The sequence below is a fragment of the Pseudoalteromonas sp. SR44-5 genome, assembly GCF_014163675.1.
GTDB classification, from domain to species: domain Bacteria; phylum Pseudomonadota; class Gammaproteobacteria; order Enterobacterales; family Alteromonadaceae; genus Pseudoalteromonas; species Pseudoalteromonas rhizosphaerae.
The window spans coordinates 18,585-44,599 of record NZ_JACJDT010000039.1; the positions used below are offsets into that span (position 1 = coordinate 18,585).

At 41.6% G+C, this 26,015-nt stretch carries 20 protein-coding genes; 11 read left to right on the forward strand and 9 right to left on the reverse strand.

The features are described from left to right. Positions 1–24: 24 nt before the first annotated feature. Positions 25–810 (forward strand): outer membrane beta-barrel protein, encoded by a 786-nt coding sequence (locus H5154_RS17290; RefSeq protein ID WP_182719095.1) that lies wholly within the window; start codon positions 25–27, stop codon positions 808–810. A gap of 64 nt (positions 811–874) precedes the next feature. Here H5154_RS17290 and H5154_RS17295 read toward each other — a convergent pair whose 3' ends face one another. The 4 genes from H5154_RS17295 to greB all read right to left on the reverse strand — a co-directional run bounded on the left by H5154_RS17295 (position 875) and on the right by greB (position 4,936). Continuing rightward, positions 875–3,208, reverse strand: coding sequence for a Tex family protein (locus H5154_RS17295; RefSeq protein WP_145242535.1), 2,334 nt, complete (start codon positions 3,206–3,208; stop codon positions 875–877). 163 nt (positions 3,209–3,371) lie between these two features. Beyond that, entirely contained in the window at positions 3,372–3,953 is a 582-nt protein-coding gene (locus H5154_RS17300) for a CBS domain-containing protein (RefSeq protein ID WP_145242533.1), read from the reverse strand. A 50-nt stretch (positions 3,954–4,003) separates the two neighbouring features. Next, the gene (locus tag H5154_RS17305; protein WP_145242531.1) at positions 4,004–4,312 is read right to left on the reverse strand and encodes a hypothetical protein; all 309 of its coding nucleotides are present in this window, start codon (positions 4,310–4,312) and stop codon (positions 4,004–4,006) included. Between the two features lie 144 nt (positions 4,313–4,456). Next, a complete protein-coding gene (gene greB / locus H5154_RS17310) occupies positions 4,457–4,936 on the reverse strand; it encodes a transcription elongation factor GreB (protein ID WP_182719096.1) in 480 nt (159 codons plus the stop codon). A 196-nt stretch (positions 4,937–5,132) separates the two neighbouring features. On the opposite strand from greB, the gene ompR reads away from it, so the two are divergent. Then, positions 5,133–5,852: a two-component system response regulator OmpR gene (gene ompR / locus H5154_RS17315; protein WP_145242004.1), complete on the forward strand. Its 720-nt coding sequence runs from the start codon at positions 5,133–5,135 to the stop codon at positions 5,850–5,852. Between the two features lie 5 nt (positions 5,853–5,857). Then, positions 5,858–7,162: a two-component system sensor histidine kinase EnvZ gene (gene envZ, locus H5154_RS17320; RefSeq protein ID WP_145242002.1), complete on the forward strand. Its 1,305-nt coding sequence runs from the start codon at positions 5,858–5,860 to the stop codon at positions 7,160–7,162. Here the strand turns inward: envZ and H5154_RS17325 are convergent. The 3 genes from H5154_RS17325 to H5154_RS17335 all read right to left on the reverse strand — a co-directional run bounded on the left by H5154_RS17325 (position 7,159) and on the right by H5154_RS17335 (position 13,895). Next, complete coding sequence (locus H5154_RS17325) at positions 7,159–8,334, reverse strand: tryptophan 7-halogenase (protein ID WP_182719097.1); 1,176 nt, start codon at positions 8,332–8,334, stop codon at positions 7,159–7,161. The two genes, envZ and H5154_RS17325, sit on opposite strands and share 4 nt — an antisense overlap. A 4-nt stretch (positions 8,335–8,338) precedes the next feature. Next, complete coding sequence (locus H5154_RS17330; protein WP_182719098.1) at positions 8,339–11,347, reverse strand: LodA/GoxA family CTQ-dependent oxidase; 3,009 nt, start codon at positions 11,345–11,347, stop codon at positions 8,339–8,341. 505 nt (positions 11,348–11,852) lie between these two features. Beyond that, the gene (locus H5154_RS17335; RefSeq protein ID WP_182719099.1) at positions 11,853–13,895 is read right to left on the reverse strand and encodes a glycoside hydrolase family 97 protein; all 2,043 of its coding nucleotides are present in this window, start codon (positions 13,893–13,895) and stop codon (positions 11,853–11,855) included. A 210-nt stretch (positions 13,896–14,105) separates the two neighbouring features. Here H5154_RS17335 and H5154_RS17340 point away from each other — a divergent pair, with 210 nt between their 5' ends. The 3 genes from H5154_RS17340 (at position 14,106) to H5154_RS17350 (ending at position 17,620) form a co-directional block, all read left to right on the forward strand. Then, positions 14,106–14,735: a methylamine utilization protein gene (locus H5154_RS17340; RefSeq protein ID WP_182719100.1), complete on the forward strand. Its 630-nt coding sequence runs from the start codon at positions 14,106–14,108 to the stop codon at positions 14,733–14,735. Further along, positions 14,728–15,951, forward strand: a complete 1,224-nt coding sequence (locus tag H5154_RS17345) for a hypothetical protein (RefSeq protein WP_182719107.1) — start codon at positions 14,728–14,730, stop codon at positions 15,949–15,951. The genes H5154_RS17340 and H5154_RS17345 overlap by 8 nt, the downstream gene beginning before the upstream one ends. A gap of 67 nt (positions 15,952–16,018) precedes the next feature. Next, the gene (locus H5154_RS17350; protein WP_182719101.1) at positions 16,019–17,620 is read left to right on the forward strand and encodes a methyl-accepting chemotaxis protein; all 1,602 of its coding nucleotides are present in this window, start codon (positions 16,019–16,021) and stop codon (positions 17,618–17,620) included. Positions 17,621–17,896: 276 nt separating this feature from the next. Here the strand turns inward: H5154_RS17350 and speE are convergent, their stop codons facing one another. Continuing rightward, on the reverse strand, positions 17,897–18,760 hold the full coding sequence (gene speE / locus H5154_RS17355) for a polyamine aminopropyltransferase (protein WP_145241990.1): 864 nt from the start codon (positions 18,758–18,760) through the stop codon (positions 17,897–17,899). Between the two features lie 203 nt (positions 18,761–18,963). Between speE and speA the strand changes: the two genes are divergently transcribed. From speA to H5154_RS17370, 3 genes are all read left to right on the forward strand, one after another. After that, positions 18,964–20,841 carry a biosynthetic arginine decarboxylase gene (gene speA / locus H5154_RS17360; RefSeq protein ID WP_182719102.1) on the forward strand — a complete coding sequence of 626 codons (1,878 nt, stop codon included), beginning with the start codon at positions 18,964–18,966 and terminating at the stop codon, positions 20,839–20,841. A gap of 64 nt (positions 20,842–20,905) precedes the next feature. Further along, entirely contained in the window at positions 20,906–21,787 is an 882-nt protein-coding gene (locus H5154_RS17365; RefSeq protein ID WP_182719103.1) for an acyltransferase, read from the forward strand. A 140-nt stretch (positions 21,788–21,927) separates the two neighbouring features. Beyond that, positions 21,928–23,187 (forward strand): mechanosensitive ion channel family protein, encoded by a 1,260-nt coding sequence (locus H5154_RS17370; RefSeq protein ID WP_145241985.1) that lies wholly within the window; start codon positions 21,928–21,930, stop codon positions 23,185–23,187. Here the strand turns inward: H5154_RS17370 and chrA are convergent. Beyond that, positions 23,150–24,298 carry a chromate efflux transporter gene (gene chrA, locus H5154_RS17375; RefSeq protein ID WP_182719104.1) on the reverse strand — a complete coding sequence of 383 codons (1,149 nt, stop codon included), beginning with the start codon at positions 24,296–24,298 and terminating at the stop codon, positions 23,150–23,152. The genes H5154_RS17370 and chrA overlap by 38 nt on opposite strands. 122 nt (positions 24,299–24,420) lie before the next feature. Here chrA and H5154_RS17380 point away from each other — a divergent pair, with 122 nt between their 5' ends. Both H5154_RS17380 and H5154_RS17385 read left to right on the forward strand, forming a co-directional pair. Continuing rightward, positions 24,421–25,215, forward strand: a complete 795-nt coding sequence (locus tag H5154_RS17380) for an ABC transporter substrate-binding protein (RefSeq protein WP_182719105.1) — start codon at positions 24,421–24,423, stop codon at positions 25,213–25,215. 77 nt (positions 25,216–25,292) lie between these two features. Further along, the gene (locus H5154_RS17385; protein ID WP_149983073.1) at positions 25,293–25,925 is read left to right on the forward strand and encodes an OmpA family protein; all 633 of its coding nucleotides are present in this window, start codon (positions 25,293–25,295) and stop codon (positions 25,923–25,925) included. Positions 25,926–26,015 lie beyond the last annotated feature (90 nt).

Consider the following 26,015-nt stretch of genomic DNA (forward strand, 5'->3'; position numbering starts at 1 on the left):
GATTTTAGTATGGAAGACAATTAAATGAAATATGCAGTATTAGCTGGGGCTTTATCACTTTTCTCAATCACCGCCGCAGCAAACCAAGCATCACTTTTAAGCTACGATTATGTTGAAGTTGGCTATACAAAAACTGACATTAAAAGCAATGATAAAACGGACCCTGACAGCCCAATGTATTCTGGCTACGATGGGTACGTTATTAATCTTAGCAAAAAAATTTTTGAAAGTTGGTTCGTGACAGGCTCGTATTCTCAAAGTCGTGTTGACTATTCTAGCACTACTACATTTACATCATTTGCTCCTCTACCAGATGGCACTTATACATCTAATATGACAGATTCTTACTATGAAACAACGGATATGAGTTTAACTCGTTATAATGTTGGCTTTGGATACATTCAACATTTTTCAAGAGAAACTTCTGTTGACTATGCCCTGAAGTATGGGAAAAGTAAGGTTAAGACTGAGGAAACATTTGTACATAGACTTGAATCTGATGGTAATGTTTTTGATGTTTCAAAAACATACTATGAAGGTTCAGAAACAGCTGACTCCTTTGAAGTAACTGCACAAATTCGACATTTATTGAGCGAACAATTTGAAGTAAATGCAGGCGTTGGTTATGAACGTTTACATGGCGTAGGTGCTGGTTATGTACGTTTACATGATGCTGAAAGTGAAAATAACCTCCTGTTAAAAGCGGGTATAAATTACGCAGTCACTGAAAAAATAACGTTTGCTGCTTCCTACAGTTACACCGATGAATACGCTGACATCGCAGCAGCAGCATTTCGTTATTATTTTTAAATCGGATTTAAATAGCAGAATTGCAAACGCCACAAACTGAGTTTGTGGCGTTTTTGCTTAAGCGTTATTTTTTCACTTTTGCATTTGCGAAGGCGTCTGCAAATGCATTACCCATCATTGCATTACCGGTATCGCGTGTTGGTTTTGCAGCGCGAGGTTGCTGAGCATTGTTACGATTATTGGCTTGCGGCTTTTGACTGACTGATGGAGCAGGTTTATTGCTGGTATCAATGTCATCGTCTAAACGCATGGTAAAACTAATACGTTTACGGGCAGCGTCAACTTCCACTACTTTTACTTTTACAATATCACCTGCTTTAACTACTTCACGCGGATCAGAGATAAACTTATTAGTGATCGCTGAAATATGTACTAAACCATCTTGGTGCACACCCACATCAACAAAAGCACCAAAGTTAGCTACGTTTGAAACCACGCCTTCTAAAATCATCCCTGGCTTTAAGTCACTGATTTTTTCAACACCTGCTTTAAACTCTGCTGTTTTAAAATCAGGACGAGGGTCGCGTCCAGGTTTATCAAGTTCACTGATGATGTCGGTAACCGTTGGTAAGCCAAATTTATCATCAATGTAGTCATTGGCAACTAACTTATTCAGCAGCTCTGAGTTACCAATTAGGTTATTTACATCGAGACTATTTTGTTCACAAATGCGTTTAACGATAGGGTAAGCTTCCGGGTGAACTGATGATTTATCAAGTGGGTCGCTGCCATTACTAATTTTTAAGAAACCGGCGGCTTGTTCAAATGCTTTTGGCCCTAAACGCTCTACTTTCTTTAGCTCTGAGCGTTTAGTGAATGAACCGTTAGCATCGCGATAATTAACAATATTTTGCGCTAAGGTTTTATTTAACCCTGAAACACGCGCAAGCAATGGCACTGAGGCCATATTTAAATCTACACCTACCGAGTTCACACAATCTTCAACAACAGAAGTCAGAGTTTGCCCTAGTTGGCTTTGTGATACATCGTGCTGATATTGACCTACACCAATTGACTTAGGCTCCACTTTCACAAGTTCAGCCAGTGGATCTTGTAAGCGACGCGCAATTGAAACCGCACCACGTAACGACACATCTAAATCAGGAAACTCATTAGCAGCAAATTCTGATGCTGAATACACCGATGCGCCAGCTTCACTGACCATAATTTTATTGAGTTTTAGCTCGCTATTTGCTTTGATTAATTCAGCAACCAGTTTGTCTGATTCGCGTGAAGCGGTGCCGTTACCAATAGCGATTAGTTCGACTTTATGTTGGCGGCATAACTGCTCTAGCGTTCGTACTGATTTATCCCAATGGTTTTGTGGTGCATGTGGGAAGATAGTTTGTGTGGCTAATAACTTACCAGTGCTATCAACAACGGCAATTTTACAGCCAGTGCGCAGACCAGGATCTAGGCCCAATGTTATGCGAGGCCCAGCAGGGGCAGCCATAAGTAAGTCTTTTAAGTTTTTAGCGAACACATCGATAGCGCCTGTTTCGGCTTTTTCACGCATGGCTGCTAAAAATTCGTTTTCTAAATGTAAGCCTAGCTTAATTTTCCAGGCCCACTGCACGACAGTGAGTAACCAAGGGCTGGCTACTTGGTTGTTAATATCAAGGCGGTAATGATCGGCAATCATCACGGCACACATATGGGCCGGGTTTTCTGAACTTGGCTCAGGGTTGATTGTTAACTGTAGAATACCCTCGTTGCGCGCGCGCAACATAGCTAAAGCGCGGTGCGAAGGCACTTTTTTAAGCGCTTCTTGATGCTCAAAATAATCGCGGTATTTAGCGCCAGCTTGTTCTTGGCCTTTGATTAAGCTTGCTTCGATTTGACCGTGCTGACTGATGTGACTACGAAATTTGGCGAGCAGCTTGGCATCTTCAGCAAAGCGTTCCATTAAAATAAATTTAGCGCCATCCAGAACTGCTTTTTCATCAGCAAAGCCGGCTTCTGCATTTAGGTAGCCAGCGGCTTGTTGCTCAGGATCTAAAGAAGCATCATTAAATAAAGCATTCGCTAACGGCTCAAGACCAGCTTCAATAGCAATTTGTCCCTTAGTGCGGCGCTTAGCTTTGTAAGGTAAATATAAATCTTCAAGTTCAGTCTTGCTGTCCGCATTATTAATATCGGCAGCTAAGCTGGTGGTGAGTTTATCTTGCGCTTTAATCGTCGAAAGAATGAAGGCTCTACGTTCTTCCAGCTCTCTTAAATACGATAAACGCTGCTCTAACAATCGTAATTGGGTATCGTCTAAACCACCCGTTACTTCTTTACGATAGCGGGCAATAAAAGGCACTGTTGAACCTTCATCGAGTAATTTTGTAGCAGCTATAACTTGTTGCTCTTGAGCATTCAGCTCAGTGGCTAAACGTGCAGAGATATTGCTCATGCAAAAACCTTATTAAACAATTTGAAGACCAGAACGATAGTTTTGGCGTAATTAATTGCTTGAATAATATCACAGCAGGGCTTAATAAAAAGGCCTTAAAGTATGCTATTTATATACTTTAAGGCCTTTTAAAGAGGTGGTTCAATTAAACATGTATCAGTGCTTAATGAGGGTGTTCAATATGTTGCATTACTTCACTAAAACTGTGCGCGATAGGGGTGATATGTAACGGAATTTGTAATGTTTTAGCAATTTCTCGAGCTGAAATTAAACCACAAATTTCATTATGTGCGGTAGTAACCAGTAAAAACATAATACCGTTTTGTTCCATTGTTTGTAGTGCATCACCAATACAAGCATAGCTTAAGCTTTGCATACTTACGCCAGTTAAGTGGCTAAGTGGTGTCATTACATGAAGTAAGTTAACTTCGTTGCGAGGTACATTTAAGCGCTGTGCTAAAATCATAATTTTTGAGCTTTGTAGATCCGCACTAGATGCTATACCAAGTAATTTTTCTTTGTCATCTACTACTAAAATAAAGTCTGTATGTTGGCTAGTGATCTGTTTTAATGCATCAACAATGCTGGTTTCAAAATGAGCACGTAGCGGGTCTTTTTGAGTAAAATTATTGACCATTTTCAAAGCCGGAGACGTTAAATCAATTAACGGCTGAGTGTCACGGTAAGTGTGAGATAAAACGCCTTTAGAAATGTCTTGAGTACGAAGTTCTTTAAAGTTAGCCATAGTAATCACCAATTATATTATTAAATTTAATCAAGTTTTTAAGCGATAAATTAAATAAAATAAGCCGGTGGTCCACGCTGATACGCATAGCTAAAAGGTTGTACGAAAGTGGTACTCACATAAAGTGATAAAATGTTTTCAGGGAGTGGTTGAAGCACCCTGATAGAGATCCCGTCAACGTGTGTGTCTAAGTCAACGTCAAGATTAGCTTGGTCAGGAATGTCACAAGCAACATAGTTTGCGGTTGGGGATAAATGGTCGTGGTCGTCAAAACCTTGAGCAATTACAGTCAAACTCACACTCATTAAGAGTGTAAATAACACGGCATTACTTACTATGCGATGTATTACGTTTGACATAACTACTACCTTCTAATATTCAACTCAAGCGCGAAATGCTTTACTTGAGTACTTTTATTTATAGTCTACAAATTCACTTTAGACAATCAATAATTAACCTTATCTGAATAATGAGAAGCGAGGATCTATCGTTTTACTGAGGATTTATGAAGCCCCAGAGTAACTGATACTGTTAACGTACCACTCTTTTTTGCCCTGCGGAGTTGTAACATAAAACTCATCATCCACTTGTTTTTTCAATAATGCGCGCGCCATCGGCGAATCAATCGAGATATAATCTTTGCGGTCATAAATCTCATCAGGGCCAACAATGCGAAACTTCAGCACTTCACCTTGTTCATTTTCTATTTCGACCCATGCACCAAAAAACACTTTACCAGCTTGCTGCGGCGAGTAATCAATTATTTTTAGATCTGGCATGCGTTTGCGTAAATACCGCACGCGACGATCTATTTGTCTTAACAAACGTTTATTGTACTGGTAATCAGCATTTTCTGAACGGTCACCAAGGCTAGCAGCCCAGCTCACTATTTTTGTGACTTCAGGGCGTTTAACATTCCATAAGTGGTCGTGTTCTTGTTGCAGCTGTAAATACCCTTCGCGGGTGATTAAATTAGTTTTCACGTTTAAATTATTACCTTGAGAAACACCTAGGCAAGGTATAAAAATCTTGTTGGCTTGTCGAGCTGATTTTTGTTCTCGCTAGCATTTTTGTGGGCTTGAAATGTTCAGTAACAATCTAGTGACCTAATTAGTTTTTTATTATCATGTTTTTCATTTATATTAATCATAACAGTACAGAAAAATAAGAATGAAAGTGATGGGACATGAAACCACAAAAGTATTAGTCGTTGATGATGATATGCGCTTACGCAGCTTGTTAGAGCGCTACTTGGTAGAACAAGGATTTATTGTGCGTACAGCTGCTAATTCAGAACAAATGGATCGGCTGTTAGAGCGTGAAAACTTTCACTTGATGGTACTTGATTTAATGTTACCCGGTGAAGATGGCTTATCTATCTGTCAGCGGTTACGCCAAAAAGAAAATGAAATTCCAATTGTCATGTTAACTGCCAAAGGTGATGAGGTTGATCGTATTATCGGTTTAGAGCTTGGTGCTGATGATTACATCCCGAAACCATTTAACCCGCGTGAATTATTAGCGCGTATTAAAGCTATTTTGCGTCGTCGTTCAAAAGAAGTGCCAGGTGCACCCTCAGCAGAAGAAAATCATATTTCGTTTGGTGAGTTTTCGCTTAATTTAGCCACCCGTGAAATGAGCCAAGGCGACAAAACCATGTCGTTGACCAGTGGTGAGTTTGCGGTATTGAAAGCGCTTGTTACACATCCACGAGAGCCGCTTAGTCGTGATAAGTTAATGAACTTAGCGCGTGGTCGAGATTACAGTGCATTAGAGCGTAGTATCGATGTACAAGTCTCACGTTTGCGTCGCATGATCGAAGTCGATGCCGCTAATCCACGTTATATTCAAACTGTATGGGGCTTAGGTTACGTATTTGTTCCAGATGGTGAAAAATAGCCATAATGAGTATGTTTCCCAAAAGTGCATTTGGACAAACGGTGTTTTTAGTGGCGGCACTATTGTTGATCAACCAAGTAGTGTCTTACATCACGGTTAGCCTTTACGTAGTTAAGCCTACTATTGAGCAAGTTAACCTTATTCTCGCAAAACAAATCAAAACTGTGTTTATAGACTGGGAAGATGGCGTTGAAATAAGTGATGAGGTGTCTGAAAAGTTTTTTGAAATAACCGGTATCGAAGTTATGACCCAGCGCCAAGCGATGAGCGAAGGTTTGGCGCAAACTCGTGAATATTCGATGTTGTCGCGTAGTATGTCTGAGCAACTGCATGGTTCAGCCCGAGTGCGTATTAGCCAAACAGATCCGCTTGTTTATTGGGTAGAAGCGCCGCAAGCACCGGGTTACTGGGTTAAAGTACCGCTAACTGGTTTTAAAGAAAATAATCTCGAATTTCTAACCTTTTATTTATCTAGTATCGGCTTTTTAAGTGTACTCGGTGGTTGGCTGTTCGCACGTCATTTGAATCGACCTTTAAAAGCGCTGCAACAAGCGGCGGTAAAAGTAGGGGTTGGAGATTTTTCTACAAAATTAGAGGAACACGGCTCAACTGAAGTCATCGAAGTAACCCGCGCATTTAATCAAATGTCACGTGGTATAGCAGCGCTTGAGAACGATCGCCGTCTACTTATGGCTGGGGTGTCTCATGATTTACGTACGCCGCTGACGCGCATTCGCCTTGCTACCGAAATGATGTCGGATGAAGAAGATTATCTGCGTGAAGGGATCATCTACGATATTGAAGACATGAATGCCATTATTGATCAGTTTATTGAGTATTTGCGTCATCACAAACGTGAGGAGTTAGCGCTTGAAGATCTCAACGCGATAGTGTCAGAAGTGGTGCATTCAGAACAAAAACATCAACGCACTATCACTTTTAGCGAAAATCCTAGTATTAGTAACATTCCTTTAAGTATGGTGGCAATCAAGCGAGTTATTACCAACATGATTGAAAATGCGATTCGTTATTCGGATGGTGATATTGATGTTGAAACTGCGCTAAGTCGTGATAAAAAATACGCTATGGTGATTGTAAAAGATCATGGCCCAGGTATTCCTGAAAGTGAACTTGAAACGGTATTTGAACCTTTTAAACAAGGCGATGCTGCGCGAGGCAGTGAAGGTAGTGGGTTAGGGCTTGCGATCATTAAGCGCATAGTTGATATGCATGGTGGTAAAGTAAAACTGGTTAATCGCCCTGAAGGCGGTTTAAATGCTGAGGTTTATTTACCAGTCAAAGTGAGTTAGCTGTATATACTATTATATACTTTTATACTACTCGGCTGCTGTCTGCGCTGCCAAAAAGGACTGTTTGACCAGCGTTGCTCTTGAGCGTAAAAATAGCGTTTGTGATCTAAATAACGATGCCAAATCTGTTCTATTTGTTGCTGGTATAGTTTTTTAAATTGTAGCTGGCTATCGTGTTCTATTTTATTGGCTATCTCGAGTTTTTTCATCAGATCGGCAAGTTGCATCGCACTTGCCATCGCATTAAAAATTCCTTGCGATGAGATTGGGTCAAAGCTCAGTGCTGCATCACCTAAAGCGGCCCATTGTTGGCCTGCAAAACACTCTAAGCGAGTGGAGTTCGCGCTGACGATACCGTGCAGTGTTATTGGCTGTTGGCATACATCGAGAATCTTCGCTTGATTGGCATAACATTGCGCATGTTGAGTAAATAACTTTGTATCACGTTGTAAGCCTTTGGTCAGCAAATCCGGATCCGTTTGAAATGCTAAAACACGACGTTGGTTTGGTAATGGTGCACTGTACCACCAGCCGTTTTGCGTGGCACAAATGCTGCCTAGTTGATTTTCAATAGTATTAGCAACGGTTGCCCAGCAAGATATTAGACGGTCATGTTGTTTGCGAGCGGTGTATTTTTTTGCAAAATGAGCCTCTCGGCCAGTGGCATCAATTACGAATTGACTCGCAATGTTGATTGTTTGCTCTTGTTGTAACTGTGTTAGTGTTATTTGCCAGCGTTGCCCTTGGTATTCGCTGTGTGCTAATTTGGCAGGCCAAATACAGCGGACACCCCGTTGCAGCGCTTTTTCGCGTAAAAAACTCTCAAATACTTGACGATCCAAGCGCCAACCTAAACCATCCGGGTTACTGAGATTATCAGTAACATAGGGTGTTGATTGGCCCCAACTTATTTGCAATCCTGCATTGTGTAAATGCTGTGGGGTAAGTACGTTGGCCACCAGTTGGTTTTCAAATTCAGTTAACAAATCTAACTGTTGTAAAATACGCCGTGCGGCAGGTGCTAAGCATTCACCAATTCGCTCTTCGGGCATCTCAGACTTATCAATCAAAGTAACTTGATATGAATCACATAAAGCAAGTGCGGCGATACAGCCTGCCACACCTGCACCAATGATCACAACATCCGTTTGTAATTCGGTCTCTTGCAGCATTGCTTTAGCGTCCTTTGTTGCGATGAAAGCGGCTCGCTTTTTCAGTAACACCTAAGTTGGTTTGACTACGATGTGAAGCATGCTCAGCCGAGAGAGTCGCTTTTGTATGCTGTATCGCTTTACTCGCTAAGTTAACTTGTGCCTCATCTTGTGGATTGTTGGGCAATATACCAACCTGCATTGCGCTAGGAAATTGTGCATCGCCTATTACGCCGATATGCGGTTGTACAATCGCAAGTTCAGCAAAGTTGTCTATCATACTATTGATTTGGTTTGTATATGTGGCAGGATTACCGTGCAGAGGTAAATCATCAAGCCAATCAGTACGATAAGCAAAAGCCTGTTGACGAGTACTGTCAGGTAATGAGGTATCAAGCACTTGTTGATAGCGGAACTGATTCATTATTTGATTTGGCACTCGAGCAGGCCAAAATGTCGGTAAAAATGGATCGTACTCAGAGCTGTAGCCATCTCTACAGCTCGCGGTATCAGTTTGCCAAGGAATAGCCATCCAGCGTGTTATCCCGCCTGCTACTTGACCACCAAATAAAGGTCCTTGCGCGAGAGTATAAACGTCGCTATTCATCACAGGACCATAATAGTAACGGTCGCTTTGTAAGTCCGCTTGGGCGTGTTTGAGTCGAAATGCCGACATATACATGCCTGCAGTTCGCATTGGCCAAGTCATTTCACAGCCCGGGTGAAATGCATCAGCAAGGCAAAACTCCATCGCGCCGCGAGTAAGTAGTTCTGGCTGCTCAGCAATTGGATAATCATCTAACGCGGTTACATTTGCATGTGCCGGACAAGCTGATTGAGGAGTGTAATCATTAATAAAATCACCTTTCACCCATTGCTCTAAAAAGCTCAACTGCAAATTTGATAGCGTTGCATGCTGGCGCACTGAGCCCGTGGGAGGAATGCTAATCGCGTCGCCATACAGCCAAGGCCAGAGTTGTGGAGCTTGCGCACCGGGAACATCAAAACGACGAAAGTTATTAGACAGTGTACGGCGTAATTCCTGATAGGCAGGAGAGGGATCGCTAAGCTTTTCTAGCCATTCATTGGTGGTGTAATTAAACTGACCCCCCCAGCCAAATGCGCCAGCAAATCCGTCATTAACCCATTGTAAATCCGTCATTCGGTCAAATATGGGTTGAATGTCGTTACTAAAGGAAGGTCGCTGTGGTCTTGCCAGCATACCAGCATCTACAGCAACATCGCGCATTAAATCCCACATGGTGCGTACTGATTTTTGCATCGGTGCATAATCCGGTGGCGCGCAAATAACCCAAGCGGGTTCTACTCTTAGCGATATCCCCTGATATACAACCTCTGCTGTAATTGGGCCATCTGAGGTGTCATCATACCAGCCTTCATTATTTGCAAAGGTAATGGCTATATCGCCGTTTACGTTGCGTGACACGCCATGACCACCGAGCATGAGTAAGCGACCGTATTGATCACTGCGCATTTCTCCTAAATACACATCCTGATCCATAAATTGGCCAATAAACTCATGCTTAGATTTTACGTTTTTGCCGCTTATACTGTGTTTGCCCCCTTTGATTAACAGCTTGCTACGATCGGCTACATTGTTATTACGCAGTAACGATGGCGGCGCATCTGCGGCTTCTGGAATATCTAAAGCAATTTGAAATTCGTACCAGCAGGCTTTTTGATTTGCTAATTCAGCATGCCAAGTAATGTCTGCATTATCGAGGGTTAGTTCTTTTATCGCTTTACCAGCGGCATTAAAACCGTAAATTCTAAACTCAGCTGCTTGGCGCTTTAATGCACCTGTTTTATCTCGGTAACTGTATTCATCAGTATGAGCTATGGGCTGCGGTTGTTGCGGGCCAATAAAGTAGCCTTTTTTACTATTACCCACGCGCATTACACCAATAGGCGGATAAATACCGGCATAAACAATACACTCAGAGTCAGTATCTTGATCTTGCTGTGGCTTAAATTCACTTAACTGTTTAGGCTCTTGTAGCTGCTGACCGTTGGCTGTATGTCGGGCATGAGCACTGGCCGCATAGGCTGACTTTCGAGCCAATGCAATGCTACCTAGAGGCTCATGGGCGGCTAAAGTACGCCAAATATTAAACGCTAAGTTATTACCAAGCTCAGCTTGACCAATCGCGGTAATATTTTGTTGTGCTAAATGCAGCCGCGCAATACATACGTATGGGCTTTCTTCACAGCTCCATACGGCTTGTGCATCATCAAGTGGCATTGTTTTTGGGTTTGTTCTTAATTGTACTTCAAAGCGAAATGTTGCACTGCCTTGACGTAAACGTCGCTGCAAATCTAAAGCGAGGTAATTATTATCGACACTTGGTGCGCCAAGTTCACTGCCTTCAGGCACTAAGCGATATTTTACAATCTGTCGTTCGCCTAATTTGAACGGTAATATTGCCCAATAATTAGCGCTTAAACAGCTTGCTTCAACTTTTTGCATAGCCTGTAAAATATTGGCTGTTTGTATGTGTTTTGGATTATTTAAATAGGCATCATAGTTTTTATCGATCACGCCTGCAGTGGTGAATTGGCACATCTGTTGCGCATTTTTGGTGAAAAATCGATCCATGTTTTGAAAAATAAAATCTGCGGTATCACCTTCGCCAATCAGCTTTGGCCCATCTACTCCAAAGAGCTTCACTGCCAATCCTAATGTGCTGTGTAAATCTGGTGATGATGCTAACGTATCACTTGAAAAGCGCACTGCACATTCGTATTCTTTGCCTGCAAAAATGCCAATTTTAAATTGTGGGTCTATATCTGGATTGATAATAAAGTGGCCGTAAGCGATGCCATGTTGCTTTCTAAATACAGCTCGTTGTGCTGGCTGTTGACCTTTGTCTATACGCAGCACTTGACCAAGGCCAACAAACATTTCAGTTAACCGCTGGCAGGCTAATTCAACATCTTTGTCATTTGACCAACACGGCACATTATTAGCAGTTGCTAGCGTTTTAATACTGCGATTTTTGGGTTTCTTAGCCATTATTATATTCCTTATAGTATTGAAGCGGCTCTAGAGGTATTAGCTCTAAAAGTCCTTTTAAGCAAGTTCACTATTATTGAGCTGACTGCACATTTAGTTGTTTATTAGTGCTGCGTAATTTTTCAAAATTATTAAATATATGCCTCACAGCCATGCTTGGTATTCCTACTGTTACTAATTAACTAACTTTTTAATCTGTAAAAGTAGAGCAATAATGGAAATAAAACTATTACACGGTATTTCACGTGCTATTTATAGGATGTGTTAGGTATTTTCAGGGGGTGATACAACAGCGCCATCAATATAAGCATAGTTGCTTTTGGTTGCAGTAATGATGATGCCAACAGTTTAATGAGGTCATGAACTGTAGCATTGAACAATTATTTTAAGGGCTAACTCATACGTTAACATTATGAATTGGAGGTTCTTTATTTGCCGATTGTTTATCAAAAAGAAGACGCGAGAGAAACTCGCGCCTCCTATTTTCACTATCGACTTCGCGCTATTATAAAGCTTTAAATCTAATTGCTGTGCCGCCGCTGGTGGCAAGTTTAAGCGTTAACTTATCAGCAGCTGTGACTATGCGCTTTTCGATTTTTAAATCGTATGGGTTGTTTTTCCACTGCGCATTATTACCATCACGATAAATTTGTGCCTCAAACTTTTTACCTTGCTCTAAGAAGTCGAGTTTTATCTCTATGCTGCGAGCTTGCTCATCGGTTACTGCTCCTAAAAACCAGTCGTTACCAGAGTAGTTATCACGCTTACGCTCTTTGCGAGCAAACACCACGTAATCGCCAACCTCACCCGCTAGTGCGATACTTTGTTGCCAATCTGTTGGTACGTCTTGAATAAATTTAAATGCGTCCGGTTTGGCTAAATAGTTACGCGGAAGATCAGCGGCCATTTGGATTGGACTATACATTACGACATATAACGCGAGTTGTTTCGCAAGTGTGGTTTGTGGACGATTTGTATCACCACCTAATCCATTAAAACTCATATCAAAAATGCCGGGTGTAAAGTCCATTGGCCCAGCTAACATACGGGTAAAGGCGAGCATTGGAATATGCTCTGGTGGATTTGGCGGTGTGCCCCATGCATTAAACTCTTGGCCGCGAGCACCTTCGCGGGCTATCCAGTTCGGATAAGTACGGCGCAGACCTGTGTCTTTTATCGGTTCATGGGTGTTAATACTGATTTTATGTTTTGCAGCCAGTTGCACGCTGTGTAGGTATTCATTAACCATAAATTGGCCATCGTGCCACTCATGGCGAGCAATGCCGTTTTCATCAATGCGTTTGATGTTGCCGCCATCTGCTACGTAACCTGTTTTTACTTGGCTAACGTTAGATTTTTCGTACAGTGCGTAGGCGTCTTCCATCTGGTTGCGGTAGTTGGTTACGTTGCCAGACGTTTCGTGGTGGCCAATCAGCTGTACGCCTTTTTCTTTGCCATAGCGAGTTAGCTCTGCAATATCAAAGTCAGGGTAAGGTTTGGTAAAACTAAAAACATCACCATTGAAGAACCAGTCGCCATCCCAGCCAATATTCCAGCCTTCGACGAGTACCCCATCAAAACCGTATTTAGCTGCAAAATCCATGTAGCGCTTGGTTTCTTTGGTGGTCGCACCGTGCTTTTCACCGCTGCCCCAAGTGTTCTCATTGATATGCATGCCCCACCAAATACCGACATATTTACCTGGTTTAACCCACGATACATCACCGAGTTTATTTGGTTCGTTGAGGTTTAAAATAATATCTGAGTTGATCAAATCAACGGCTTTGTCACCAATTTGAATGGTGCGCCACGGAGTATTAAATGCGCCATGTTTTTTAACCGCAACACCATCAGACCAAGGCGTTAAGTCGGCTTGTAAAGTCCCTGGGCGACGTTGATTGAGCACCATCCCTGCATAATCAACTAATGCAGCTTCGTGAATGCTCACATGGACGCCATCAGCGTTTTTAAAGGTAAATGGAGTATGCGCAAGAGCAGCTTGTTGCAGTGGAGTGGTGTTATAAACATATTCATAACGGTTCCAACCACGAGCTGGGATCCACCATGCGGTGGCTTTATCCGCACCACTAATTGCAAATTCGGTTAGCTCCTTAGTGATTTCAATATTTTCAAATCCAGCTTGTTTAGGTACTTCGTAACGAAAACCGACGCCATCATTAAAAGCTCGAAAACGAACCGTGTAAGTGCCGCCTTGTGGCGCTGGCTTTTTAAACGTAACCGCGAGCTCATTATGTTTATCTATAATAGTTTGGCGTTCACCCCAAGGTTGCTGCCATTGGCTGTTATGTTGGGAGTTGTTAACGTCGGTGATTGTAAAACCTTCAGCAAAGGCGGCTTGTTGTTTAAATTCGAAGCCAAGAGCTGAATTTTCAATAACATCTTTGCCGTTAAAGCTGATTTTATAACTTGGTGTAGCTTGCTGATCCGAAATGGTTATTGTTATATTTCCGTTCGGGGATTGAATCGTCGCGTCTTTAGCAAAACAAGCACTTGAAAGTCCAAGCAGAAGTAGCAAAGGTAATCGCATAGCTGTTCCTTGAGGTGTAACCTAATTGAAGCATTTAGCATAAAGCGCAAGGGCCTAGATTACGAGATGACTGCATACGTATTCAGCTCATTAGTTAGCTTAGGTTAAATATTGAAAAATAATTAACGAGATATTTTTAACAGAATATAATTAACAAAAGATTAATCTAATTGGTTTATAATGAATGAAGTTAAATAAGAAGATATTAAAATGTTAAAGCAGACCTTCATTCTTTCATTGTGTTTAATGGTTTTTAATAGTTACGCTGGTATTATCACCATTAATGATCAACAGCAAAAACCGCTCGCTAATGCCGTCGTCTGGTTAACGCCTGCGGATAAAAGTGTTGAATTCCCCGCGCCAACTACACCCTTTATAATGACTCAAAAAGACCGGCAGTTTATTCCCCATGTGTTGGTGGTACCGCAAAATGCTCAAGTTGAGTTTCCAAATGCAGATTCAATCATGCACCACGTGTATTCGTTTTCCAAAGCTAAATCGTTTGAGCTAAAGCTATACCGAGAGCAACCACAGGATCCGATCAGTTTTGAGCAAACGGGCGTAGTTGAATTAGGCTGTAATATTCATGATTGGATGTTGGGGTATATTGTGGTGGTTGATAGTCCGTATTACGCAATGACCAATGATAAAGGACAAATTGAGCTGGCGCTTGAGGCCGGAGATTTTACACTAAATATTTGGCACTCCGAATTTAGTGACATCAGCAAAACTGAAAGCAAAGCCATTGCACTAACTAGTGCGCCGGTTGTTTATCAAATAAAACAGGCGATTATTTCTCGTGTTGCGGTGGGTGTTGATGAATTTGACGACTATGAATAAAGCTTGCTTTTACCTAGGTGTAGTGGGGCTAACATTAACGTGCAATGCTTTTGCACAAGTAAAGGGCTTAGTGCAACTAAGTGCAGTTCAGGGTGATCAATACGTAAGTTGGCAACAAGGTAGCGTAGGGCTATACCGATACGATAGTGACAATGATGGCATTGTGCTTTCTCAGGGAGTCGTTGATTTTAGGACTGATTTAACCACCGCTTGGTCAGCACATGGGGTTATTAATGCTTATCAAGATCCGCAGCCGACTTTAGGTTTTAGCCAAGCATATTTGCAATATAAGCCGCTAACAGCGAGTAACTATAAATGGCATCTGCGGGTAGGTGGTTTTTACCCGTTATTATCATTAGAAAATCCAGATATGGGCTGGCTTTCACCATATAATTACACTAACTCAGCAATAAATTCATGGATAGGTGAAGAGGTACGTACCGTTGGGGTTGAGGCCACTATCAAGCGGCCAGGGCGCAGCTTTAACAGTACCCATAGCTTTGCATTGGTTGGCGCTACATTTAAAGGTAATGATCCTGCAGGCACATTATTAGCTTGGCGTGGCTTTGCAGTGCATGACCGCCAAACGACCTTTAATGAAAGTATTGCGTTTGCGCCAATCGCTTCATTTAATAGCACCGAACTTCAGTATCAGGCAAATCAGGTCTTGCCCTTTGAGGAGGTTGATGGGCGCTTTGGTTATTATGCAGGAATTCACTGGGATTATTTAAAAAAATCACAATTTCGTTTTTATTATTACGATAATAATGGCGACCCTGCAGCACTAAATAGAAGTACTGGGCAATATGCATGGGATACTCGTTTTAGCAGCGTCGCGTGGCTATATAAATTTACTGCGAATACGCGCTTAATTGCGCAAATGATGTCGGGCACTACCGCTATGGGTGCTAAACGCGGTGTAAATAATAGCTTCTATAGTCACTTTATATTAGTAAGTCATAAAATGGCCAAGCATCGTATTTCAATGCGTTATGATTATTTTGAGGTAACCGATCATGACGACTGGCAATTTGATCCTAATGCCAGTGAAGGTGAAGGTATAACCGCGACCTGGCGCTATCAATTAACGCCGCAGTGGCAACTAGGGATTGAGGGCTCAGCATTACATAGCCAAGCAGATAATCGCATGGCGATGAATAATCCCAAAAACCTATCACAGCAACAAATTAGCTTAAATGTTCAGTGGCGCTTTTAATGGTAATTCAGATAGTTTGAACTATATTAAGTTGTGGCTGATGTTGTATTTTATGCAAAGGTGAAAAATGAACTTACAGAGTATTCGAATCAAGAGCTCGCTGCCAATTGTGTTACTTGGGATTGCGATAATAGTACTGATAGCAGGCTATACCCACTTAATTAACTTACAAAAAGATGCATTAGAAGCGCAATCTGAGCGATTTCTAAATGCTATTTCAGTAGTGGTTAATGGTGACCGTGATCTCTATCAAGCCAAAGTAGCTGAATTGCACTTAGTAACCAATAAGATAGGTAATGCCGAAGAGTTGCAAGATCATCAAGAAAACGCACAGCAAGTGACCGATCGTTTTAATCAATATTTACATTTTTTATCAGCCTACCCGCAAGTAACGGCGCAGTTTACTGGCTTTGATAGTGCCTTTAAAAAATGGTTATCAGCATCAAACGCGTATATCAATGACCCACAAAACAAGCAAAAAAATCAGCAGGCCAATACTGAGTTTGCAGCGCTGCGCGATATTTTAGATAAAGCAGGTGAACAAGCTGAGTTGACGTCTAAACAAGAAAAACAAAAGCTGCTAGAGAAGATAACCACAACGAAACTGTTTTTACTGACTATGGTGGTGGTGCTGTTAGCCATTTCAGCTTGGTTCAGTTATATGATCCCACGTCAGTTAACGAAGCAAATGCATTACGTGACTGCGAGAATTAATGATATTGCCTCTGGTGATGGTAATTTAACAGAGCGTATTGTGGTAAAAAGCCAAGATGAATTTGCCGAGCTGGCAACGGCATTTAATCGCTTTTTAGATAATTTGCAGCAATTGATCCGTGATATTTTAGGCCAATCTAATGAGCTTAACCATTTAGGAACTGATTTAAGCCAGTTCGCAAATCAAAATAATCAGATCACTCAAAAACTCAGCCAAGCATCTGAATCAATTGTCAGTGCGGTTCATCAAATGAGTGTTGCTAGTCGCGAAGTAGCTAATGTGGCGCAGCAGTCATCAAAAGAAGCCGATAACTCACAGCACCTGGCTAAGCAAGGTTTAACGGCTGTGGCTAATTCGAGTGATAAAATAGTCGCGCTATCTGAAAATATGGAACATGCCAGTAACAAATCAACCGAACTGCAACAAAGCTCTGATAATATAGCTAAAGTGCTAGAGGTGATCCGCGCGATTGCGGAGCAAACTAATTTACTTGCGCTTAATGCTGCTATCGAAGCGGCGCGAGCTGGCGAACAAGGGCGGGGGTTTGCGGTGGTTGCCGATGAAGTACGCACCTTGGCAACGCGCACTCAAGAAAGTACCAACGATATTCAAAAAATGGTTGAGCAGTTTGCCAATAGTGTCGAGCAGTCTTTAACGGCAATTAATGGTGGCAAACGCTTTGCAGATGAAGCCGTAGCCTCGTTTACGCAAACCAATGATGTGCTTAATGCGATGCAAGAGTCATCAGTAAAAGTGAATGATATGGCTATGCAAACAGCCCAAGCTACCGATGAGCAAACCGCAGTAGCGGAAGAAATAAGTCATAATTTATCGTCATTGAACGAGCAAACCATGCAAGGTGGCGAGCTGGCACGTTCAACCGAAGAAGTCGCGGTAAGAATGAATCAATTAACCGATGAATTAAACCGCCTATTGCAGCGCTTTAAAGTTTAATTGTTTGCTGTAGGCAATAAAAAAGGGTTCGATAGAACCCTTTTTTGCGTTGTTAGTATCTAATACCAATCGACTTAAATATTTAACCATTCTAGCGCGCTAAATAAAGCGCTAACTGCGTTAGTAATTTTTCATGTACGACTGCATGGATGCTAGAGGTAGAGCAATGCAGGAGCAATTGCCGAGAACAACTACATGTCAAAATCTCTGCCTTGTTACCACTGTATTTTTCTGTCGCTATAAATGGTCAGTAACTTAAAACGATTGGTATAACGTTTACTTTTTTTCGAAAGCGCGCTTCATAAAGTTTGGTGTTGCTAATGCGCCATGGTGAATACCATTATTGTAATACTCTGTAGTTTGCGCAAGCTCTGCTGCTGCGTCTTCTCTAAAACCAGCGAATGCTTCATCTTTACGAGCAAGTGTTACTGACCATAAGCCACTTGGGTAAATAGGTTGTGGGAATGGCAGTGTTTGTAAGTCGTTAAAGCCTACATCAGTCATCGCATCGCGCATTTCAACCAGTAATGGCATATGCATAAGCGGTGATTCACTTTGTTGTACCATAATGCCGCCAGGGCGTAGTGCATTTAAACAGCTCGTGTAAAAGGCATGGTTAAACAAACCTTCACCTGGACCGACTGGATCAGTGCCATCAACAATCACGATATCGATTGATTCTGCTGCAGCTTCACGCATGTATTTAATACCGTCGTCAAACATTACTGTAGCGCGAGGATCTTGGTTTGCTTCACATAACTCAGGGAAGTATTTAAGTGACATTTGCGTCACTACTTCATCGATATCGATTTGTGTAACAGACTCAACGCCCGGGTGCTTGAGTACCTCACGTAAAGTGCCGCAGTCACCACCACCAATAATAACTACATTTTTTGGGTTTGGGTGTGCAAGTAGTGCAGGGTGGCTGATCATTTCATGGTAAAAAAAGTTTTCACGGCTAGTTACCATAGTACAACCGTCAATAATCATTAGATTACCGAAGTCTGTTGTCTCGTACATTTCGACTTTTTGAAAAGGCGATTGCTGTTCTTCTAGCTTTTTGTTGATGCGCATAGAAAACGCACTGCCGTCACGTTCACTGATTTCTGTAAACCATTTACTTTGATCTAAATTTGCCATGTCGCTAGTTACACTTTTGAGTTGAGTATGAAAAAGGGGCAATTCTGCCAGTGCTTGGCGTTTTGCTCAATGAAATTTTATCAGTATAGCGAATATATTTTATCTTAGCTTTGGCTTAAAGGTCATTTTTTGTTAGCGTAGAGAGTTATGACGTACTAAAATGCGTGATTCCGCGAAACTTGTTAACTATAGAAGAATTTGCCATGACTTGGGGTTTAGATACAGCACGCTCTACATATAACGTTGCTCATTGGAGCGATGGTTACTTTGATATTAATAGCCAAGGTGAGCTGGTTGCTTTCCCAGATGGCGATCAAACGAAAGCCGCTATTTCATTAACCGAGTTAACGGAACAATTTAAAAAGCAGGGTTTAACGTTACCAGTATTAGTACGCTTTACCGATATCTTGCAAAATCGTGTAGATACTATGACCAGCGCATTTAGTAGCGCGCGCAATGCCCGTGCCTACCAAGGTCAATATACTTGCGTATATCCGATCAAAGTAAATCAGCAGCGTTCAGTAGTAAGTAAGTTATTGGCGCACCCGAGCGGCTTAGTCGGTTTAGAAGCCGGTTCAAAACCTGAGTTAATGGCGATTTTAGGTGTGGCAAAACAACCGATCACTATTGTTTGTAATGGATACAAAGACAGTGAGTTTTTACGTTTAGCATGTATTGGCCAAGCGATGGGCCATAAAGTTAAAATCGTAGTTGAAAAGCTATCTGAGTTAACAACGTTATTAGCCGAGATTGAAGAGCTAGGCATCGAGCCTGCCATTGGTATTCGCATCCGTTTAAACTCAGTGGGTAAAGGGAAGTGGCAAAATACCGGTGGCGAAAAAGGTAAATTTGGCTTAACAGCTGGGCAAGTATTAACGGCCGTTGAAGTACTCAAAAAACACAATAAGTTGCATTTAATGCAAATGGTGCATTTTCATATAGGCTCACAAATTGCCAATATTCGCGATATTCATCGTGCTTTACGTGAATGTTCACGCCACTTTGCAGAATTAAGCCAGTTAGGTGTGCCATTAAATACCGTTGATGTAGGTGGTGGTTTAGGCGTTGATTACGAAGGTTCTGGCTCGCGCAGTGCCTGTTCAATGAACTACACAGTAGAGGAATATGCTCGTAATGTGGTGAATGCGTTTGCTGAAGTGTGCGAACAGCATGACTTAGCGCATCCGGCTATTATTACTGAATCAGGCCGTGCGTTAACTGCTCACCACGCAGTGTTGATCACCGATGTGATTGATGTTGAGCAAGCACCAAATCACAGCAACCCTAGTGCACCTGAGCCAAATAGTGCGTTAGTGTTAGATGAAATGTGGCAATGTTTACAGCGTTTAAACCCGCGTATGGCATTAGAAATTTACCATGATGCAATGCACTTATTTAGTGAAGCGCACGACCAATACGTACATGGTTTAGTAAGTATGTTGGAGTGGGCGAAAATAGAGCAGCTGTATTTTACTATTTTGCATCGCGTGCGAGCGTCATTAAGCAATGCGCGTGCTCACCGTGAAGTACTGGATGATTTAAACGAAAAATTAGCCGACAAATTATTTGTGAATTTTTCATTGTTTCAGTCATTGCCTGATGTCTGGGGGATCCAGCAATTATTCCCGGTAATGCCGATTGAAAACCTTGATAAGCCGTTAACGCAACGCGCTATCATTCAAGATATTACCTGTGACTCAGATGGGCAAATTCGTGAATATGTTGAGGGAGCAGGGATCGAAACAAGCTTACCTATTCCACAATATGTACCTGGGCAACAATACCACATTGCGATGTTTATGGTGGGAGCTTACCAGGAGATTTTAGGTGATCTACATAACTTATTTGGTGATACTGATTCAGTCCATGTAGAGCTCACCGAACAAGGTTATCAACTAACCAATGCGATCAAGGGTGATAGCGTTAAGGATGTATTAAAGTTTGTTGATTATGATAGCGATATTTTCTCGGATAACTTTGCTACCACAGTACAGCAACTCGACATTAGTGACTCTATTAAGCAGCAGTATTTAGCTGAGCTAAATGCGGGCCTTGAAGGGTATACATATTTTGAAGATTAATTGCGATACTCTTGTATTGCATTCTAAATTGCCGAACAGTTTTAATGAAAGGAATTAAGTAGTAATGTCTTGGATCCGTTGTGTTTTTAGTATTTTCTTTTACACCATAAATACACTAATTTGGTTTGTTCCCATTTTTATTTGTGGCCTAATTAAACTTATCCCTATCAAACCGTTACAAAAGTTAATGAGTTGGACAGCTAAGCAGTGCGCCTCTATTTGGGTTACGTTTAATACGTTAAATCAAAAGTTATTAACACCAACCAAGCTAAGTGTTACCGGCCTTGAAGAGCTCAAACTAAAAGACTGGTACTTAGTGATTGCCAATCATCAGAGCTGGGTGGACATTTTAGTTTTACAGCGTGTGTTTAATCGTAAAATTCCATTTTTAAACTTCTTTTTGAAAAAAGAATTGATATACGTTCCTGTTTTGGGGCTATGTTGGTGGGCGCTTGACTTCCCTTTTATGACTCGTACCAGCAAAAGCCAATTAAAAAAGAATCCTAAATTACGTGGTAAAGATTTAGAAACAACCCGTAAAGCCTGTGAAAAGTTCAAAGAAATGCCGGTGAGTGTGGTTAACTTCGTTGAAGGTACTCGCTTTACAGCGCAAAAACATTCGCGTCAAAATAGCCCGTTTCCTCATTTACTCAAACCTAAAGCGGGTGGGGTGGCGTTTGTGATGCAAGCTATGGGTGAGCAAATCTCTAAAGTGGTAAATGTCACTATTCAGTATCCTGAGGGCATTCCTACCTTTATGGATTTTGCCAGTGGACGAGTAAAACAAATTAATATTCATGTAGAAGTGATGCCGGTAAGCCAAGAGTTGATAGGTGATTACACGGGAGATTCTGAATTTAGAGTACGTTTTCAATCAGAATTAAATCGCTTATGGCAAGAGAAAGAACAACAGCTTAGCGAGTTTGAGCAAAAACTTAAGTCATAGTCGCAAATGCTAATAGGTAACGGCCCAAATCAGTACTGTTAAGCTTGTATTGGTTTTGGGTTTGTTACAGTGTTAAGCAACAATCAATATAGCTAAAATGACTGTTATTGAGCCTCCCGCAGCAAGGAATTAGAATTATCATGACGACTCCAACTCATTTACAGCAATTTGTGCAGCCTTGGTTTCAGGGTATGCCTGACACAGTATTATTCAGTTCTCTTACAGCCACTGCAATTGGTGTGTTCTCGCTGTTAGTGGTGTATTTATTTACCCGCCGTTTAATGCTACCAGGTATTCAAAAGGTGGTGACTAAACTTTCTCCTGAGCGAATTGGGCTGTTGGCGCCTATGCTGACAAAACTTAACCGTCGTTTTGCCGGGATGTTGTGCTGTGTATTATTCTTAGCAACATTTGATAGTGTTTATCCAGTTACTGAATTTGCTGCTGAAGTGCTGAAGACGATTGGTCAAACTTTATTAATTATTCATGTTGGCTTTATCATCAGCAGCATAGTAAGTATTGCAGGTGGCATTTATAACCAACTAGAGTTTGCTCGCGAAGTGCCGATTCAAGGGCTGATCCAAGTAGTAAAACTTATTACCTTTATGATTTGTGTGATTTTGATTGTCAGTATCGTACTGGAAAAATCGCCAACCTATATTCTTTCAGGCTTCGGGGCAATTGCTGCGGTGACCTTGTTAGTATTCAAAGACACTATATTAGGTTTTGTAGCCAGCATTCAAATTGCAGCAAATCGTTTAGTAACCTATGGTGATTGGATCCAAGTAGATAACTATGGTGCTGACGGCGAAGTAATTGACCTTGGGTTAAATACCGTAAAAGTACGAAACTGGGATAACACTATCACCACTATCCCCACTTATATGCTGGTGGCCGGCTCATTTAAAAACTGGCGTGGTATGCAAGAATCTGGAGGTCGTCGGATCAAGCGCTCACTCAATATAGATATGAATAGCATTCGTTTAGCTGATGACGAGCTGACTAAAACGATTTCTCAAACTATCGCGTTAAAAGAATATATTAAGATGAATACCTTACCTGATCCGGTATCAAATTTAGGGTTATTTCGTCGTTATGCTGAAGGATATTTAAAGCAGCACAGTAAAATAAACACGTCACTGACATTAATGGTGCGGGAGTTACAACCGTTAAATCATGGCTTACCGATAGAGTTTTATTGTTTTAGTGAAGATAAGCGCTGGATATCGTACGAGCATCTGCAAGCAGAGATCATGGATCATCTACTTGCGGTATTACCTATTTTTGACCTACGCGCTTATCAAAGTGTCTCGGGGCAATTTAGTCCTGCAGCAATCACCCCAACCGCTATTAAACCTACCATTAAAGTGGCAAATAATACTGAAGTAGGCCAAGGCTAACAAATACGATTAATAGCCACCAAATAGGTGGCTTTGCTAACCTTAGCCATGCAAAAGCTGCAACAACAATCACAATATGCCAAATGTTGTGAACTGCGGATGTCCAAATTGGTGAATACAATGCAGCCGCTAAAAAACCCACCACAGCGGCATTAAGCGCGGCAATACAGCTGGCAAAGCGGGGGCGTTCGGATAATTGCAGCCAGCTTTTTTGAAATGCTAACATTAATAAAAAACCAGGAGTAAAAATCAGTAAGGTTGCAATCACCGCACCAACAAGCGGCTGCTCGCTATTAAGCTCTGCGCCTAAATAACTAGCAATGGTGAACATTGGCCCAGGCACCGCTTGTGCGCTGGCGTAAGCTGATAAAAATTGCTCAGTGTTTAAACTTGGTAAGCCAGCTTGAAGTATCGGCAATACCACATGACCGCCGCCAAAAACCATAGCCCCAGCTTGATAAAAGGGTGCAAAATCTGCAAATTGAGAACCTAGTGGGACAAAGCTCACTAGCAATAATAGTGCAAATAGAATGAATGCAGGCCAGTTAACTGTGCGCTGCTTAGTTGCTGTTTGATTACTTTGAGCTAGATTAAGCAATGGCCATATTGCGCCAATAGCAGCGGCTGCTAATAGAACCAATATTTGACTGCTCAGGCTCGGTAATAAGATCAGCACTAAGGTACTTAACATAGCAAGCGCTTTGAGTACCCAGCTAGTACAAAAGCTTTTTGCCATACTCAGCGTAGCATCGGCCACAATTACTACGGCAAATAGTTTTAAACCGGCAACTATTGCAAAGTAAATAGCATCAAATTGGTGGGCGCTAATCGCTAATAAAGCCATGATCAAAAAGGAAGGTAAGGTAAAGCCAACAAAAGCAGCAATACCGCCTAATACGCCTGCTCGCTCCACACCAATGGCAAAACCCACTTGGCTAGACCCAGGTCCAGGCAGAGCCTGACTAAGACTGATTAGTTGTGCATAACGTTGAGCATTGAGCCATTGCAAGTTATCAACAAAATGACGTTTAAAATAACCTAAATGTGCAGCTGGCCCGCCAAAGCTCATGCAACCAAGTAAAAAAAACTGCTTAAAAATAGCTAGTAACATGAATTCTCTCGTTTCTTATTGCCGTAACAGCTTAGTATGACAAAATTTCGTGACAATTTTATGGTTTTTAATCTTTGTACCTGTCTACAATGTAAAAAAGGCTTTGTTAAAGTTAAGTAGTTATGCGATTTATTGTTTATATTTTTATAATTTTTGCCTTTATAAACTATGCCTATGCTGCAAATGAACCTAATGCGGCTGTGCAAAAAATATCGTTAGCCGTGGATCATGCACCACCGTATAGCCAAATTAATCAAAATGGTGAAGTATCAGGCGCGATTGTTGATATTTTTCGGGAGATGAAAAAGCAACTTCCTTTTAAGTTAGAGCTGGTTGGTTGCCCATTTTCACGCTGTGTAAGAATGTTAGAGCAAGACGAAGTTAATGCGATGGGAGGTTTGATCCTCACACCTATGCGTCAGCAAGTAATGCAATTTGTAACCCCACCTTATATGGTTTTAACCTCGTCATTTGTATTTTATGCACGCGAAGATAGCCAATTACAAATCAACAACTATGACGATTTATATGGTAAAAAAATTGCGATTATGCGAGGTGCCGTACATTTTAAACGTTTTGATGAAGACGATGAACTGACTAAAATAGCTGTTTTAACAGAAAGCACAGCTATTAACCTATTATTGAAAGGGCGTGCAGATTTAGTTATTGCCGTTGAAGATACCGCGGATCATGCTATGAGTGTGCTGAATCAGCCAGCCAATAAACTAGTTAAAATGCGGTATCGTTTTAATGACATAATCTATGGTTATCTCGCTTTAAGTAAACAGTTTTCAGTAACCCCATTAGCGCAGCGGGTTGATGCGCTAATGAAAACAATGGCTGCCACTGGTCAGCTAAATACATTAATTGCTCCCTATGAACTTCCTCCTCTTAACGAGCAAGCGCTGAGCTTTTAACATCTTCTTCATATTTCGTTCATTACAATGTTTGCATACTAGCTGTTAATGAAAGAATTAATAACCAAGGAAATACCATGACTTTAACCAAACCATTACTAACAGCGACTATTGTTGGATTATTATTAACGGGTTGTGAGACTACCAACACAGGAATGGGAGCTGGTATTGGTGCAGCTACAGGCGCAGTACTTGGTAAGGCAACCGGAGATCATGATGATAAACGTATCTTCATTGGTGCCGCTATTGGCGCGCTAGCCGGCGCTGCGGTTGGTGACTATATGGATAAACAAGAAGCGGCTTTTCGTGATGAGTTAGCCGGCTCCGGTGTTGAAGTTGTGCGTGAAGGCGATAACTTACGTTTAGTGATGCCAGCTAATATAACTTTTGCCACCGATCAATCGTATATTTCATCTGGCTTTCATAACACCCTTGATGCTATTGCTAAAGTGATGAATAAGTACGAAAAAACTTATTTAAGTATTGAAGGCCATACCGATAGCACAGGTAAAGATAGCTACAACATGACGTTATCGCAACAGCGTGCGCAGAGTGTGAAAGGTTACTTAGTGAATCAGCAAATTCTAGCTGGGCGTATTAGTACACGTGGTTACGGCGAAACTCGCCCAATTGCCAGCAATGACAGCGCCAACGGCCGCGCGCAAAACCGCCGCGTGGAAGTTCAAATTGTACCAAATACTAAAGGTTAATGTTTTATCTCAATCATTTGCTACCTAAGCAAATGATTGAGATTATTTACCGCTTACCGCTTACCGCTTACCGCTTACCGCTTACCGCTT